Source organism: Nocardioides sp. NBC_00850, from assembly GCF_045207335.1.
In the GTDB taxonomy this organism is placed as follows: Bacteria; Actinomycetota; Actinomycetes; order Propionibacteriales; family Nocardioidaceae; genus Nocardioides.
The window spans coordinates 2427766-2443341 of sequence record NZ_CP108845.1; the positions used below are offsets into that span (position 1 = coordinate 2427766).

Consider the following 15576-nt stretch of genomic DNA (forward strand, 5'->3'; position numbering starts at 1 on the left):
CACCCTCCCGAAGGAGCACTGATGCGCAACCGTCCCACCCCTGCCGCGAACCACGAGGTTCCGGCTATCGCACGCAAGCTCGGGCTCAACCGTCGGCAGCTGCTGGCGGCCACCACAGGCATGGCCGCGGCGGGAATCGCCCTCGGCGGTATCCCTCTCGGCGGATCCGCCGCAGCCGACGCGCTGCTGATCCCGCGACCGCGGCGCGGAATCATCCTCTACACGGTGCGCGACGCGATCAGTCGCGACCCGGCCACCAGCCCGTACGCCTCGGGGTTCAAGGCGGTCTTCGAGGAGCTGTCGAAGATCGGCTACCGGCAGATCGAGTTCGCTGGCTTCAACCAGAGCGCCAACGCGCCCGGCGGCAACGTCAACAACATCGACGGTGCGCGCCTGCTGCGGACGTGGCTCGATGACAACGGTCTCGAGGCCGAGGGGAACCACGGGTCGGTCCCCTCGACGATCACCGATGCGTCTCTGGCCGCGTTCGACGCGGCGTGCGAGGTCGCGAACATCTTGGGGATGAGGCACATCGGGACCGGAAGCGATCCCACCGGGTCGGCCTACCTGGCCGACTGGCAGGCCGCAGCCGATCGCTGGAACATCCTCGGTGAGCGCGCTGCTCGACACGGGCTCAAGCTCTACACGCACAACCACGACGTCGCGTACAGCTTCCTCCTGGACAGCGGTCCCAGCGACGCGCTGGGCCGCCCGACCCGGTCGTCCGGCGTGCGCCGGCTGGAGTGGTTCCTGGCGAACACGGACCCTGCTCACGTGTGGCTGGAGATGGACATCTACTGGGCGCACGTCGCGCAGTACAAGCACCACACCTACACGGCCCCCGACGGCAGTCTCGTCGAGGACCGCTTCGACCCGCTCGAGGTCGTCAAGTCCGCGCCGATGCGCTTCCCGCTCTTCCACGCCAAGGACGGCAAGAAGGACGAGACGCAGGCCAACGGCTATGTGATGGCGCCGTTCGGGGAGGGCGACATCGACTACCAGGCCTTCTTCGGCGACATGCCGGCAAGGGGCTACCACAACCCGATGTGGGAGCAGGACACCGCTCCCGGCGGTGCGCTGAACCCTGGCCAGTCCCTGGCCTTCGCCAAGCTGAGCTACCAGAACATGGACGAGCTCCGCGGCTGACCGGCCGCCACCTTTCCCTTCGCGAACAGCCGGAGCGCGCCCTCACCGGGTCGCGCTCCGGCCACGGGCGTACTCGCACGCCCTCCTCCGGCTTCTTTCGCCCTCGCTCTCCAAGGAACCGTCATGCCCAAACACAGCTCAGGCGGTGGGGTACCCCGCCGTCGTGCCCGGCGATCACTCTTCGCGGTGACCTCCGGGCTCGCGCTCGCTCTCACCTCCGGGCTCGCACTCGCGACGCCCGCTGCCGCCCACGACGGTGTCGACCATGGCACCGAGCCCGGGGCCGGCCTCGCCCTGGACTGGTCCAACTACGAGAAGGTCACTCTCACCAAGGACACCGGCGAGCCGATCGACATGGCCGTCCTGCCGGACCGGCGCGTGCTCACCACCGCGCGCAACGGCGACATCCGGCTCGTCGACCCTGACGCCGGTACGACCCGCGTGGTCAACACGATCGCGACGTACAACAATTCTGAGGACGGCCTGCAGACGGTCACCCTCGCGCCGGACTTCGAGGAGTCGGGCTGGGTCTACCTCTACTACGCGCCGCGCACCATGACCGGTCCCTACCCGACGACCACGCCGTCCGGCTCGGCGCCCAACACGCTGCCCGCCGGTCAGACCGAGGCGTACTGGGACCAGTGGAAGGGCTACAACCAGCTCACCCGCGTGAAGTGGGACGAGGCCGCCGACAGGCTGGATCTCGCGACCGAGCAGGTGATCCTCAAGGTCGAGGTGCAGCGCGGTCAGTGCTGCCACGTCGCCGGGGACGTCGACTTCGACGACCAGGGCAACCTCTACCTGGCCACGGGTGACAACACCCCGGCAGGAACCCCGGGTGCGAACGGGTTCGCGCCCAACAACGACGCCCCCGGGTTCAACCCCGGCTTCGACTCCCGCCGCGGCGCGGGCAACACGAACGACCTGCGTGGCAAGATCCTGCGGATCGCGGTCCAGGAGGACGGCTCGTACACCATCCCGGAGGGCAACCTCTTCGCCCCTGGCACGGACGGGACGAGACCGGAGATCTTCGCGATGGGTCTGCGCAACCCGTTCCGGATCGATGTCGACGCCGCCACGGGCTCGGTGAGCTGGGGCGACTACGGCCCGGACGCCGGGGCGCCGAGCCCGGAGCGTGGCCCGATGGGGTACGTCGAGTGGCAGACGACCGCGATCGACGAGCCGATCAACGGCGGCTGGCCGTACTGCACCGGCGACCAGTTCAACTACAACGAGTGGGACTTCGAGACGGCGACGCCGGGGGACTTCTTCGACTGCGCCGCTGGTGCGGAGAACAACTCGCGGTGGAACACGGGGCTCTCGACCGTTCCGCCGGCCAAGGCTGCGACCCTCTACTACGGCGACAACAACACCCACCAGCCGTGGCCGGAGCTGACCGACTTCAGCCCGGCCGGCGGCCAGGGGCCCATGGGCGGCCCGGTGTACCACTACGACGCGGACAACCCCTCGCCGACGAAGTTCCCCGAGTACTGGGACGGCAAGGCGTTCTTCGCCGAGTTCTCGCAGGACTACCTGGCGGCGTTCACCGTCGACTGGCCCAGCGGCCCGGTCTCGCACATCGAGCAGTTCCTGCCCAACACCGATCTCGAGACGAACCGGCAGCCGATCACCGACAGCCCGATCGACATCGAGTTCGGGCCGGACGGGTCGCTCTACGTCCTCGACTACGGTGATGGCTTCTTCCGGGCCAACCCGGATGCCGGGCTCTATCGGATCGACTACAGCGTCGGCAACAAGGCACCGCGCGCGGACATCGTCGCCGACCCCATCTCCAGCAGCTCGGCACCGCTGACCGTCGAGTTCGACGGTTCGGGCTCGGTTGACCCGGAAGGCGGTGCGCTCACCTACGAGTGGGACCTGGACGGCGACGGCACCTTCGACGCGACCGGGGCGACCACGTCGCACACGTACGACGAGCTCGGCCGCTACACCGCCCGGCTGCGGGTCACCGACGCCGAGGGGCGTCGCGGTATCACCTCGACCTCGATCAGCGTGGGCAACGTCGCGCCGACGATCGAGGTGACCACGCCGGCCGAGGGAGGCTTCTTCGACTGGGGTCAGGCGGTGCCGTTCGAAGTGACGACCGACGACGCCGAGGACGGGAACGCGACGGTGTGCTCACGGGTGACCTGGACGTTCGGCCTCGGGCACGACGTCCACGCCCATCCGCTCAGCCAGGGGACCGGGTGCCGATTCGCGATCCCGACGCCCGCCGATGCCACCGAGCACGGCGAGACGGAGAACATCTACGGAGTCGTCGTCATCGGCTACACCGACAACGGCGCCAACGGTGTGCCGGCGGCCAGGTCCGAGGTGTCGATGATCCTCAACCCGAAGTCACAGGAGGCCGAGTGGGCCGACGCCTCCGAGGGCGTCGCGATCGCTCCGGACGACACGGCGAGCGGCCTGCGGAAGGTCACCTCGCTCGATGCGGGCGACTGGCTCTCCTGGAAGCCTGTGAACCTCGCCGGCATCACCTCGGCGAAGCTGCGTGCCAGCGGTACCGGCAGCGTGGAGCTGCGATGGGGGTCGGCCGACGCGACGCCGTTCGCCTCGTTCGACGTCGCCAGCGAGGACTGGTCCGAGACGACGTCTGACCTGACCGGAGCACCGTCGGGCAGCGGCGAGCTGTTCGTGACCGCCACCGGCGGCGTCACCCTGGATCGGATCAGGTTCGTCGGCGACGGCTTCGCCGACGTCACGCCTCCGACGGTCTCCGCGACGCTCGACCCGGCACAGCCGACCGGGCAGAACGGCTGGTGGACGGGGAACGTGTCCGTGGCGGTGGCGGCGACCGACAACGGCACCGTCGCCTCACGGCAGCGCTCGACCAACGGCGGTCAGACCTGGGAGAACGCGAACAACCCGCTCACGGTGTCCGCGGAAGGTGTCACGACCGTGCAGTACCGCGCGACCGACAACGGCGGCAACGTCTCCGAGGTCGGGCAGGTCGTGGTGCGGATCGACAAGACCGCTCCGCAGGTCGCGGTCGACGGTGTCATCGACGGCGCCACGGTCGGCAACTCCGGGGATGCATCATGGTCGGCCACCGACGCCACCTCCGGTGTCGGATCCGTGACCGCGACCCTGGACGGTGCCGCGGTCGCCGGTGACGCGCTCGCCCTGTGGCGACTCTCGCTCGGGTCACACACCCTCGCGGTCACCGCGACCGACAAGGCGGGACACGCGACGACGAGGACGGTGACGTTCACGACCGCCACCTCGCTGACCGAGCTCACCGCCCTGACCGAGCGGCTCGCCCGCTCGGGCGATGTCACGCCTGCGGGGGAGAGCGTCCTCGAAAAACGGCTCAAGCAGGCTGCCAAGCATGTCGCAGCCGGGCGCCGCGCCTCCGCGAGGTCGCAGCTGCAGGAGTACGCCGACCTGGCGGCCAGCTCGCTCAACGTCGCCGACCCCGACGCTCGTGCCGCGCTCCAGCGGGACGCCCGGGCGGTGATCAGCCAACTCTGAGGTGACTCTTCCGTGCGGGTCCAAGGGGCATGTCCCTTGGGCCCGCACGTCCGCACCGGTGCGGAGGTCAGTCGGTGAGGAAGTCGGTGGCGACCGGGGCGAACTTCTCGTGGAACTGGAAGATCCCGCCGTGACCGGAGTTGGGGTAGATGATCAGCTGGCTGCCCTTGATGCGGCGATGGAGGTCCTCGGAGAGAGCCGTGGGCACCATCCGGTCGTGGTCGCCGTTGGCGATCAGGGTCGGCATGGTGAGTGCCGACAGATCCGACGGGGCGGAGCGACCGTACTTCTGGATCGCCTTCAGCTGGGTACGCAGCGCCTTGATGCTGGCCGGCCGGTCGCGGTCGATGGTGCGCTCCTGGAGCCGCTTGACGAACGCCTTCGCGGCCGACTTCCCGGTCGCATCGCGGTTGAAGAAGAGGAACTCCTTGGGGTCCGACCTGGTCAGCGTCGCCCGGAGGATGTCCCGGTACGTGACGCCGGCGACCTTCTCGATGTCCTTGCCGCCCCGAGGGCCGGTGCCGGTCAGCACGAGCCTGCGGACCAGGCCGGGATGCTTCAGGATCAGGTCCTGGGCGATGAAGCCGCCCATCGAGAAGGAGAAGATGTCGATCTCCTCGAACCCGAGCGCCGCGATGAGCTCGTAGGCGTGATCGGCGGCTGCCTCGATGGTGTCGGGCACCTCCCCGGTCGAGGCGCCGACGCCGCGCTGGTCGAAGGTGATGACGTGTCGCTTCTCGGCGATGGGATCGACGATGCGCGGGTCCCAGTTGTCCAGTGTCGCGGCGAGGTGCACGAAGAAGACGACGGGTACGCCGCCCTTCGGGCCGAGCTCGCGGTAGGCGTACGTCACGTCGCCGACGGTGACGGAGCGGGTCGGGGCCTGCTCGTAGGAGGTGACGACAGGCTCGCCGGGGGAGGTCATCGGGTCACCACGATCTTGCCGTTGGACTTGCCCTGCTCGACGTACGCCATCGCGTCGATCGTCTCCGCGAAGGGGAAGGTGCGGTCGAGGACCGGCTGGAGGATGCCGTCGTCGTAGAGGGCGGCGAGGGTCTTCAGCTGGGTGCCGTTCGCCTCCATGAAGAGGAACGAGTAGCGCACGCCGAGCTTCATGGCGCGGGACCGGATCTTGCGGCTCAACAGGGCCATGACGGGCTTGAGGAGCGGCTTGCCAAGCTGGTCCGCCATGTGCGGGTCAGGTGGGCCGACCACGCTGATCGCCAGACCGCCCGGCTTCAGGACGGTCAGCGACTTCTCGAGGCTGGCGGTCCCCAGGGAGTCGAGCACGACGTCGTAGCCGGTCAGGACCTCGGCGAAGTCGGTGCTGGTGTAGTCGACGACCTCGTCGGCGCCGAGCGCGCGGACCTTCTCGACGTCCTTGCTGTGAGCGGTGGTCGCGACGTGGGCACCGAGGTGCTTGGCGACCTGGATGACGGTGGAGCCGAGGCCGCCGGCGCCGGCATGGACCAGGACCTTCTGGCCGGGCTTGACGCTGGCCAGGCCGACCAGGGCCTGCCACGCGGCGAGCGCGACCAGGGGTACGGCGGCGGCCTCCTCGAACGACAACGACGTCGGCTTGGGGGAGACGTCGTCTGAGTCGATGGCGATCTGCTCGGCGAAGGTGCCGATGCGCAGATCGCGGGGCCGGGCGTAGATCTCGTCGCCGATCTTGAAGTCGCGGACCTCCGAGCCGACCTGGGTGATCACGCCGGAGACGTCGTGGCCGAGGGTGAAGGGCGGCTTGTACTTCAGCAGCTGCTTGAACTCGCCGTTGCGGACCATCTTGTCGAGCGGGTTGATGCTCGCGGCGCGGACGTCGACGAGGACGTCGCGCGGTCCGACCGTCGGTGCCGGGACATCGGCTGCCTCGAGTCCGTCAGGACCGTAGCGGGTGACGACGAAGGCCTTCATGGTGATGACTCCTGGGTGGATGTTCCCGCGGAACCCGGACGGGCTCCCGCGACGGTCATGGCTTGGGTGTAGGCCGCAGCGAGGATGCGGTCCGAGAGCTCGGCGTCGGTGACGGCGCGAGCCAGCTGCAGGGAGCCGACCAGGAGCGTGAAGATGCCGATCGCACGCTCGTCGGTCTGCTGGGCATCGCCCTCGTCGAGGTGGCGCGAGATCGCCTCGATCATCGAGCGGGCGCCGTCGGTGTAGGCGTCTCGGGTCGTCGCGTCGCAGCGACCGATCTCGTCCAGAAGGGCGGCCGACGGACAGCCCTCGGCGGGATCGTCGCGATGCTCGGCGGAGAGGTACTCGCGGAGGAAGGCCTCGACGGATGCGAGGCCGGCGGGAAGCGCGTCGACGACGGCGACCTGGTCGGCGAGCTGCTGGGTCACGACCGAGGCGACCAGGTCCTCCTTCGAGGTGAAGTGACCGTAGAAGGCTCCGTTGGTCAGTCCGGCGTCGGCGACCAGCGTCGCGATGCCCGAGCCGTCGATGCCGTCGCTCTTGAGTCGGCGGCCGGCGGTCTCGATCATCCGGCGCCGCGTCGCTTCCTTGTGCTCCGGGCTGTATCTCGCCATGAGGTGAATCTCCTTCCAGGGGTTGTCAGTACCTTAGCATTATGACCATACTATTACGAACGTACTGCAATCCACGAACTGGAGCATCCATGGCCTCGCTTGCTGATCCGCTCGACCTTCCGTCCGGCGTACGCCTGCCCAACCGCATCGCCAAGGCAGCGCTGAGCGAGGCTCTGGGCGACGCGGACAACTCGCCCGACGAGCGCATCGTCACGCTCTACCGTCGCTGGGCGCAGGGCGGCTACGGCCTGCTGATCACCGGCAACGTCATGGTCGACCGCCGGCACCTGGGGGAGCCGGGCAACATCGTGATCGAGGACGACCGCGCCCTTCCGCAGCTGACCGCGTGGACCAAGGCCGCGCACGACGGCGGCGCCGCAATCTTCGCTCAGCTCAACCATCCCGGCCGTCAGTCCAACCTGATGGACCTCGGCCACCAGCCGGTCGCGCCGAGCGCCGTGCCACTCGCGCTTCCCGGTGCGGCCGTTCCTCGTGAGCTCACCGGCGCGGAGATCGAGGAGATCATCGAGCGCTTCGCCGTCGCGGCGAAGGTCTGTGAGGACGCCGGCTTCGACGGCGTACAGCTCCACGCGGCGCACGGCTACCTCGCCACCCAGTTCCTCTCGCCGCTGACCAACCTGCGCGAGGACGAGTGGGGCGGCGACGTCGAGCGGCGCATGCGCTTCCTGATCGAGGTCGTACGCCGCGTACGTGGCCGGGTGGGTGCCGGGTTCGCGGTGTCGGTCAAGCTCAACTCCGCCGACTTCCAGCGCGGCGGTTTCACCGAGGACGACTCGCGCGGCGTCGTCGAGGCCCTCGCGCTGGAGGACGTCGACCTGATCGAGGTCAGCGGCGGCAACTACGAGTCGCCGGCCATGTCGGGCACGGCCGCGTCCTCGACCCGGGCACGTGAGGCGTACTTCCTCGACTACGCACGGTCCGTGCGCGAGGCGGCCGGGGATGTGCCGCTGGCGGTGACCGGCGGCTTCCGTTCGCGCTCCGGGATGCAGGACGCGCTCACCGCGGGGGACTGCGACCTCGTCGGCATCGGCCGTCCGACGGTGACGACCACCGACTCCGCCGACGCGATCCTCCGAGGGCACGCAGCCGAGCTGACCACCCACGAGATCGGCGCCGGCATGCGCGGTCTGCTCGGCCGGGTCGCGGATCTGAAGGCGATCGACGGCGTTCTCAACCTCGCCTGGAACACCGACCAGATGCACCGGCTCGCCCGCGGGCAGGAGCCGGATCTCGACCGTGGTGTGCTGCGCACCGCGGTGGCCATGGTGCGCCGCAACGGTCGGGTGTCGTTCGCTCCGCGCCGGGGCCTGAAGTGAGCCGCCACACGTACGATCTCGCCGACAAGGTCGTCCTGGTCACCGGTGGCAGCGGCGGGATCGGTGCCGCCACGGTCCGCACCCTGCTCGAGCGGGGAGCCCGCGTGGCGGTCGCCGACATCGACCCGACGACGCCCGAGCGGGCCGGTGCGCTGCATGCGACCGACACCTTCGGATGCGTCGCCGACGTACGCGACCCCGCCTCGCTCGAGGCGGCGGTCACCCGGACCGTCGACCGGTACGGCCGCCTCGACGTCGTGATCGCCAACGCCGGTCTCCTCGCGAAAGCGGCCACGCTGCGCAACACGCCCACCGCGGACATCGAGGCCACCCTCGCGGTCAACGTGACCGGTGTCGCGAACACGGTCTCGGCCGCGCTGCCCCACGTGATCGCGCAGCGCGGCCAGGTCGTCCTGATCAGCTCCGTGTTCGCCTTCCTCAACGGCATGGGCACGATTCCGTACGCCATGAGCAAGGCAGCCGTCGAGCAGCTCGGGCGCGGACTCCGCGTCGAGCTCGCCGACCACGGAGTCTCGGTCCTGACGGCGTACTTCTCGCTCGTCCAGACCGACATGATCGCCCGCGGCGTCGACGAGGACCCGGTCGTCATGGAGCTGCTCGGCGCGCTGCCCAAGGCGATGCTGAAGCGGATCACACCGGCACAGGCCGCGGCCGGCATCGCCGACGGGCTCGAGGCCCGCGCGGCCCGCGTCGTCCTGCCGAACCTGTGGCGTCCGGTCTCCGCCTGGCGCGGCTTCCTCGGACCCACGCTCGACTCCCGCTTCGCCCGCGACCGCCGCATCCTCGACGTCCTCGCCCGTCTCGACGCCCGTCTTTCCACACCTCCCGTCGCCGTCCCGGCGGCACACTCACGAAGGAACAAGCCATGACCACCACCTGGAAGACCACCCCCAACAAGACGATCGACGTCGGCGGCACCTCGTTCGCCTACCGCGAGCTCGGCAAGCCCGGCGGCGTACCGGTGGTGTTCCTGCACCACTTCACCGCCGTCCTCGACGACTGGGACCCGCGCGTCCTCGACGGCGTCGCCTCCCAGCACCACGTGATCGCCTTCGACAACCGCGGCGTCGGCGCGACCGGCGGCCGGGTGCCGAACGACATCGAGCAGATGGGTGCCGACGCCATCGCCTTCATCCGGACGCTCGGGTATGAGCAGGTCGATCTGATCGGCTTCTCGCTCGGCGGTGCGGTCGCTCAGATGGTCGCCCTCCAGGCGCCCGACCTCGTACGCCGCATGGTGGTCGCCGGCAGCGGCCCGCGCGGTGGCGGCGGCATCTGGAAGATGCCGTTCATCGTCGGTGGTGCCTACACCAAGGCGTTCCTGGCCCGGAAGGACCCGCGCCACTTCCTGTTCTTCCAGCGCACTCCCGAGGGCAAGAAGGCGGCCAACGCCTACTTCGAGCGGCTCGCGGAGCGTACGACGGGTCGGGACAAGCCGATCTCCTCGCAGGCGGGCCTGGCTCAGCTGCGTGCGATCACCAGCGCCGGGATGCATCCCGCCGACGACCTGGAGCAGATCAAGATCCCGGTCTTCGTCGCCAACGGTGACAAGGACCTGATGGTCGCCAGCGAGCACTCCAAGGACATGGCGGCCCGGCTGCCCCACTCCCGCCTGCGGATCTACCCGGCCTCCGGTCACGGCGGCGTGTTCCAGTACCACCACGAGTTCGTCCCCGAGGTCCTGGACTTCCTCGGCCCGAAGACCGAGTCCGCGGCGTCCTGAGCGGGCAGCGATGAGCCGACCGGACTTCCTGACCGTTGACGCCTTCCACCGGCCGCCCGGCGGGCGGATCAGGTGGCGGCGCGACCTCAGGCACACGATCGACGCCGGCATCGACGGCCTCCGCGGCGTGACGGTGAACTACGCCAACAACGGCACGCATTCCCTCGCCCCAAGCATCGTGCCGGGAGGCTGTGCGCTCGTCGCCGCATGGGAGTCGGCGGAGGCGGCCGAGGCCGCCTTCGCCGGTCCGCTGCGGCGTGCCATCGACGGCCCCGGACGGTTCAGCCTCGACAGCGAGATCGTGCGGGTGAGGATCGACCCCGAGTCCGAACACGACCACTGGCACGGCTGGAAGCCCAGTGCCGACGGAGCCGAGCCGCTCGTCGACGGCGAGCCCATGGTTGCCATCGTCCACGGCATCCTCCGGCGTGGCCGGCTCGTCGAGTTCATGCGCAACAACCTGCACGCGGCGAGCCGCGCCGCCCACCACCCCGGGCACCGCGGCAGCATCGACATCTCGGCTCAGCTGCCGTACGAGCACACCTCGATCAGCCTCTGGAAGACCTACGCCCTGGCCCGCGACTTCGCCTACAAGAAGGGCGGCCATGCCAGCGCCATGAGCCATGCTCTGAAGCAGAAGACCCACCGCGTCGGCGTCTTCCTACAGGCCCGGCCGCTGGCCTGCACCGGGACGCTGGGCGTCGACCAGCCGCCCTACCCACAGCTTCCGGAGGCACGGCGCCCCGGCGCATGACCACACTCCAACCAAGGGGTACGCAGACTCGTTGCTGCGTACCCCTTGTGCATTTGCGATGCTGTGACTACTGTCACGGTACAAACGTTTCCTGATTTGTACCCACGTCGAGCCGCACGCCTCCGGGCGGTGCCATGGCGAGACGAGGGCGTCGCCGTTCCAAGGAGTAGTCGTGAGCAAGAATCTTGATGACCGGGTCGGAGAGATTCTCCGCGCATTCGCATCGCCGACCGCCAGTGCGCCCGAGCTGATGTGCGACCGCCATCCGCGCGATGCGGTCGCGTTCAGGTTCATCGATGCGGAGCTGGACGAGGTGTCGTTGACCTTTGGCGAGCTCGCCGACCGGTCGCGGCGGATCGCTTCGGTGCTGAGCGAGCACGGGGTGCGCGCCGGTGACCGGGTGGCGACGCTGATGGGCAAGGACGTCGACCTCCCCGCGGTGGTGTTGGGCATCTGGCGCCTGGGGGCGGTCTACATGCCGCTGTTCACGGCCTTCGCCGCATCAGCGGTCGCCGACCGTCTGGAACAGGGCGGCGTACGCGTGGTGGTCACCGACGGCGACCAGTTCGGCAAGCTGCCCGCGGACCGCGTCAGGCTGGTAGCCGCGCTCGATGCCGGTGCTGAGCCTCCTGCGGGTGGCGTCAACCTGGCGGCCGCGGTGGCGCCCGCACTGCTGTGGAGCGAGCCGGCACCTGCCGGACCCGAGGTGGAACTGACGCACATGTTCACCTCCGGCACGACGGGCAAGCCCAAGACGGTCATCCACCCGCTCGCGTACGTGGCTGGTTGGCAGGCCTATCTCGAGATCGGTCTCGGGGTCGAGGACGGCTCGGTCTACTGGAACGCCGCCGACCCGGGATGGGCCTACGGCCTGTACGCCGGGGTGGTCGCGCCGATGTGCGTGGGTGTTCCGAACATCGTGAGCACGGCGAAGTTCGACGCGGAGACCACCTGGCGGATCCTGGAGAGGTACGAGGTCACCGATCTGGCGGCGGCGCCGACGATCTTCCGGGGTCTGCGGGGAGCGAAGACGCAGCCAGAGCTTCCGGCGTTGAAGCGCCTCTCCAGCGCCGGAGAGCCGCTGACCCCGGATGTGTTCGCCTGGGCGCAGCAGCAGTGGGGCCTGGAGATCCACGACCACTTCGGCCAGACCGAGCTGGGCATGCCCGCCGGCTTCGCCCACCACCCCCACGCCGCTACCCAGGTCGAGCCGGCGGCGATGGGCCGCAGCTTCCCCGGGTGGTCCCTGACCGCGCTCAGGTTGGACGAGGACGTACCTGCCGGGCCTGGCGAGGTCGGGCGACTGGCGGTGCGTATCGCGGAGAGTCCGTTCTTCACCTTCACCGGGTATGGCCAGGATCGTGGTCATCGCGGTGACCGGTTCAGTGCCGATGGTGGGTTCTACCTCAGTGGTGACCTGATCACGATCGATCCCGGTGGTCTGATCCACTTCTCCTCCCGTGACGACGACGTGATCCTGATGGCCGGGTACCGGATCGGCCCGTTCGACGTCGAGAGCGCACTGGGCACGCACCCGGCCGTGGCGGAGTGCGCGGTCGTGGCCGCCCCAGACGAGATGCGCGGCGAGATCATCAAGGCGTACGTCGTCCTCAACCCGGCGGGGGTCGACGGCTCCGATGTGTTGGTGAAGGAGCTCCAGGACTGGGTGAAGAAGGAGTACGCCGCGCACGCCTACCCCCGCCAGATCGAGTTCGTGGCGGAGCTGCCCAAGACACCGAGCGGCAAGGTGCAGCGCGCGGTGCTGCGCAAGCAGCTCGCCGAGGTCGGGGGCGCCCGGTGACCGACGTCCTTCTGGCGAATCGGACCGGTGATGTCGAGACCTGGACGCTGAACCGGCCCGAGTCCCGCAACGCCCTGGACCCGTCGTTGGTGGGCGCGCTGAACCGGCAGCTCTCCCGCGCTGAGAACGACGGCGTCCGGGTCGTGATCCTCACCGGTGCGGGGGCGGGCTTCTGTGCGGGAGCCGACCTCGCGTACCTGCTCGAATGTGCCGAAAGCGGTGAGTCGCCTCGTCCGCATCTGCGCGAGATCTGCGATCTCACGCTCGCCATGGAGGCCAGCCCGATCGTCTTCATCGCCGCGCTCCACGGGTTCGCCGTCGCGGGTGGCCTCGAGATCGCGCTGGCGTGCGACCTGGTGATCGCCGCGGCCGGCACCCGGATCGGTGATGGGCATGTGAAGAACAACCTGATCGCCGGGGGAGGAGCCAGCGTGAGGATGCCCCCGAAGCTCGGTGCCGGCACGGCCGCGTGGCTTGCCCTGACGGGCGAGCTCGTGCCCGCAGAAGACCTCGCGCGCAGGACGGGGTGGCTGCACGAGGTGGTCGCGCCCGACGTACTGCTCGAGTCCGCCCACACCATGGCCACCGTCCTGACGAGCCGGCCCGCCGGCGCCCAGCACCGCTACAAGCGCCTCATCGTCAACGAGCCCACCGCGACCGCGGCGGCGCTGACGCGGGAGCTCGACATGTTCGAGGAGCACTGGAACGGCTCCGACGTGGCCGCTGACCTCATCCGTTTCCTCGGCCGCTCCACACCGCGGTCGACCTCCAAGAAGGAGCGAACCGTTGTCTGACCGGTTCACAGACCAGACCGTCCTCGTCACCGGCGGAGCCCAGGGGCTCGGCCTGGCGATGGTCCACCGATTCGCCGCCGAAGGCGCCCGGGTCCATCTCGCCGACGTCAACGCGGACGCCGTCGAGGAGGCAGCCGGAAAGGTCGCCACGGACGCGCCGATCCCACCGGTGCCGCACGTCGTGGACGTCACCGACCCGGCGGCCGTCACCGCCTGGATCGACGGTGTGGCCGAGGCCGATGGGCGCGTCGACGTCCTCGTCAACAATGCCGGGATCATCCGCGACAACCGCGTCGAGAAGATCTCGGTCGAGGACTGGCACGCGGTCATCGACGTGAGCCTGACCGGCTCCTTCCACTGCATCCAAGCCGCCATGCCGCACATGAAGGACCGGAACTACGGCCGGATCATCTCGTTCTCCTCCATGAGCTGGCGGGGCAACTTCGGCCAGGCCAACTACGTCGCGGCCAAGGCCGGCATCGTCGGACTCACCCGCACGATCGCCCTCGAAGGTGCCCGGCACGGGATCACCGCCAACGCGATCGCACCCGGCCTGATCCAGACCCCGATGCTCGCCTCGATGAACGGCCCCGCGCGTGAGCTGCTGATCGGCAAGGTCCCGGTCAAGCACGCGGGCGAGCCCGAGGACATCGCCGCGGCCGCTGCCTTCCTGGGATCGCCGGAGGCCCGCTACATCACCGGCGTCGTGCTCGACGTCGATGGCGGCATCGGGATCGGATCCTCGATCCGATGAACACTCCCCGAATGTCAACACAGCCGACAGTCATCGTCGCCGGGGCCCGTACGCCGATCGGGAAGCTCCTCGGTGGCCTGCGATCGCTCACCGCCACCGACCTCGGGGGTATCGCCATCAAGGGCGCCCTGGAGAAGGCAGGCGTCGCGCCGGAGCAGGTCGACTACCTGATCATGGGCCACGTCCTCCAGGCCGGTGCCGGCCAGAACCCGGCGCGAACCGCTGGGCTCGAGGCCGGCATCCCGGGCAACGTCCCCTCGATCACCATCAACAAGGTCTGCCTCTCCGGCCTCAACGCCATCGCGACCGCCGACCAGATGATCCGCGCCGGCGAGGCCGAGATCATCGTGGCCGGTGGCATGGAGTCGATGACCAACGCTCCGCGGCTGCTGCCGGGAAGCCGAGAAGTCAGGAAGTACGGCGAAATGACCCTCGTCGACCACATGGCCTACGACGGGCTCTACGACCAGGCCACCGCGCAGGCGATGGGCGCCCTGACCGAGGCCGTCAACGCCGATCGCGAGCTAGCTGTCACCCGCGAGGAACAGGACGCCTTCGCTGCCCGCTCCCATCAGCGCGCCGCGGTGGCACGGAAGAACGGCCTCTTCGACGACGAGATCGTCCCGCTCACGATCCCGCAGCGGACGGGCGACCCGATCCTCATGACCGCCGACGAGGGCGTACGCGAGGACACCACGGCCGAGACGCTCGCCAATCTGCGCCCGTCCTTCTCCAGCACCGGAACGATCACCGCGGGATCCGCCTCGCCGATCTCCGACGGCGCTGCCGCCGTCGTGGTGATGGCCAAGGGCAAGGCCGAGGAGCTGGGTCTGGAGTGGCTGGCCGAGATCGGCGCCCACGGCATGGTCGCCGGTCCTGACTCTTCGCTGCAGCTGCAGCCGGCCAACGCCACCGCCAAGGCCCTCGAGAAGGAGGGCATCACCGCCGCCGACCTCGACCTCGTCGAGTTCAACGAGGCCTTCGCTGCTGTCGGCATCGAGTCCATGCGCGCCCTCGGCCTGCATGAGGAGAAGGTCAACGTCAACGGCGGCGCGATCGCGATCGGCCATCCACTCGGCTGCTCGGGAACCCGCATCGTGCTCCACCTCGCCCTCGAGCTCCGACGCCGCGGCGGCGGCCTCGGAGCGGCCGCACTGTGCGGCGGCGGTGGCCAAGGAGACGCGCTGATCCTGCGGGTGCCTCGAAGGTCCTCGGGCGAATGAACC

The 15576-nt window shown here is 69.4% G+C and carries 13 protein-coding genes; 10 read left to right on the plus strand and 3 right to left on the minus strand.

Annotated features, from left to right (window positions below):
* Positions 1-21: 21 nt before the first annotated feature.
* Positions 22-1146 carry a sugar phosphate isomerase/epimerase family protein gene (locus tag OH802_RS11935; protein WP_406028118.1) on the plus strand — a complete coding sequence of 375 codons (1125 nt, stop codon included), beginning with the start codon at positions 22-24 and terminating at the stop codon, positions 1144-1146.
* Between the two features lie 123 nt (positions 1147-1269).
* Positions 1270-4638: a PQQ-dependent sugar dehydrogenase gene (locus OH802_RS11940; RefSeq protein WP_406028120.1), complete on the plus strand. Its 3369-nt coding sequence runs from the start codon at positions 1270-1272 to the stop codon at positions 4636-4638.
* A 67-nt stretch (positions 4639-4705) separates the two neighbouring features.
* Here the strand turns inward: OH802_RS11940 and OH802_RS11945 are convergent, their stop codons facing one another.
* Genes OH802_RS11945 through OH802_RS11955 form a run of 3 tightly spaced genes read right to left on the minus strand, consistent with a single transcriptional unit; the run spans position 4706 to position 7166 of the window.
* The gene (locus tag OH802_RS11945; protein ID WP_406028122.1) at positions 4706-5563 is read right to left on the minus strand and encodes an alpha/beta fold hydrolase; all 858 of its coding nucleotides are present in this window, start codon (positions 5561-5563) and stop codon (positions 4706-4708) included.
* Positions 5560-6552 carry an NADP-dependent oxidoreductase gene (locus OH802_RS11950; protein WP_406028124.1) on the minus strand — a complete coding sequence of 331 codons (993 nt, stop codon included), beginning with the start codon at positions 6550-6552 and terminating at the stop codon, positions 5560-5562. The genes OH802_RS11945 and OH802_RS11950 overlap by 4 nt, the downstream gene beginning before the upstream one ends.
* Complete coding sequence (locus OH802_RS11955) at positions 6549-7166, minus strand: TetR/AcrR family transcriptional regulator (protein WP_406028126.1); 618 nt, start codon at positions 7164-7166, stop codon at positions 6549-6551. Before OH802_RS11955 ends, OH802_RS11950 begins: the two co-directional genes overlap by 4 nt.
* An 89-nt stretch (positions 7167-7255) precedes the next feature.
* On the opposite strand from OH802_RS11955, the gene OH802_RS11960 reads away from it, so the two are divergent.
* From OH802_RS11960 to OH802_RS11995, 8 genes are all read left to right on the plus strand, one after another.
* Positions 7256-8503 (plus strand): NADH:flavin oxidoreductase/NADH oxidase family protein, encoded by a 1248-nt coding sequence (locus OH802_RS11960; protein ID WP_406028128.1) that lies wholly within the window; start codon positions 7256-7258, stop codon positions 8501-8503.
* On the plus strand, positions 8500-9393 hold the full coding sequence (locus tag OH802_RS11965) for an SDR family NAD(P)-dependent oxidoreductase (RefSeq protein WP_406028130.1): 894 nt from the start codon (positions 8500-8502) through the stop codon (positions 9391-9393). Before OH802_RS11960 ends, OH802_RS11965 begins: the two co-directional genes overlap by 4 nt.
* Positions 9390-10247, plus strand: coding sequence for an alpha/beta fold hydrolase (locus tag OH802_RS11970; protein ID WP_406028132.1), 858 nt, complete (start codon positions 9390-9392; stop codon positions 10245-10247). The genes OH802_RS11965 and OH802_RS11970 overlap by 4 nt, the downstream gene beginning before the upstream one ends.
* A gap of 10 nt (positions 10248-10257) precedes the next feature.
* Positions 10258-11001, plus strand: a complete 744-nt coding sequence (locus OH802_RS11975; RefSeq protein ID WP_406028134.1) for a hypothetical protein — start codon at positions 10258-10260, stop codon at positions 10999-11001.
* Positions 11002-11173: 172 nt separating this feature from the next.
* On the plus strand, positions 11174-12802 hold the full coding sequence (locus OH802_RS11980; RefSeq protein WP_406028136.1) for an AMP-binding protein: 1629 nt from the start codon (positions 11174-11176) through the stop codon (positions 12800-12802).
* The gene (locus OH802_RS11985) at positions 12799-13596 is read left to right on the plus strand and encodes an enoyl-CoA hydratase/isomerase family protein (protein WP_406028138.1); all 798 of its coding nucleotides are present in this window, start codon (positions 12799-12801) and stop codon (positions 13594-13596) included. Before OH802_RS11980 ends, OH802_RS11985 begins: the two co-directional genes overlap by 4 nt.
* Positions 13589-14350, plus strand: coding sequence for an SDR family NAD(P)-dependent oxidoreductase (locus OH802_RS11990; RefSeq protein ID WP_406028140.1), 762 nt, complete (start codon positions 13589-13591; stop codon positions 14348-14350). Before OH802_RS11985 ends, OH802_RS11990 begins: the two co-directional genes overlap by 8 nt.
* Positions 14347-15573, plus strand: coding sequence for an acetyl-CoA C-acetyltransferase (locus OH802_RS11995; RefSeq protein WP_406028142.1), 1227 nt, complete (start codon positions 14347-14349; stop codon positions 15571-15573). The genes OH802_RS11990 and OH802_RS11995 overlap by 4 nt, the downstream gene beginning before the upstream one ends.
* The last annotated feature ends 3 nt before the right edge of the window (positions 15574-15576 follow it).

Bases quoted from the DNA above. Each gene is read 5' to 3' on its own strand.
- OH802_RS11935 (WP_406028118.1), top strand. From the start codon at position 22: ATGCGCAACCGTCCCACCCCTGCCGCGAACCACGAGGTTCCGGCTATC.
- OH802_RS11940 (WP_406028120.1), top strand. From the start codon at position 1,270: ATGCCCAAACACAGCTCAGGCGGTGGGGTACCCCGCCGTCGTGCCCGG.
- OH802_RS11945 (WP_406028122.1), bottom strand. From the start codon at position 5,563: ATGACCTCCCCCGGCGAGCCTGTCGTCACCTCCTACGAGCAGGCCCCG.
- OH802_RS11950 (WP_406028124.1), bottom strand. From the start codon at position 6,552: ATGAAGGCCTTCGTCGTCACCCGCTACGGTCCTGACGGACTCGAGGCA.
- OH802_RS11955 (WP_406028126.1), bottom strand. From the start codon at position 7,166: ATGGCGAGATACAGCCCGGAGCACAAGGAAGCGACGCGGCGCCGGATG.
- OH802_RS11960 (WP_406028128.1), top strand. From the start codon at position 7,256: ATGGCCTCGCTTGCTGATCCGCTCGACCTTCCGTCCGGCGTACGCCTG.
- OH802_RS11970 (WP_406028132.1), top strand. From the start codon at position 9,390: ATGACCACCACCTGGAAGACCACCCCCAACAAGACGATCGACGTCGGC.
- OH802_RS11975 (WP_406028134.1), top strand. From the start codon at position 10,258: ATGAGCCGACCGGACTTCCTGACCGTTGACGCCTTCCACCGGCCGCCC.
- OH802_RS11995 (WP_406028142.1), top strand. From the start codon at position 14,347: ATGAACACTCCCCGAATGTCAACACAGCCGACAGTCATCGTCGCCGGG.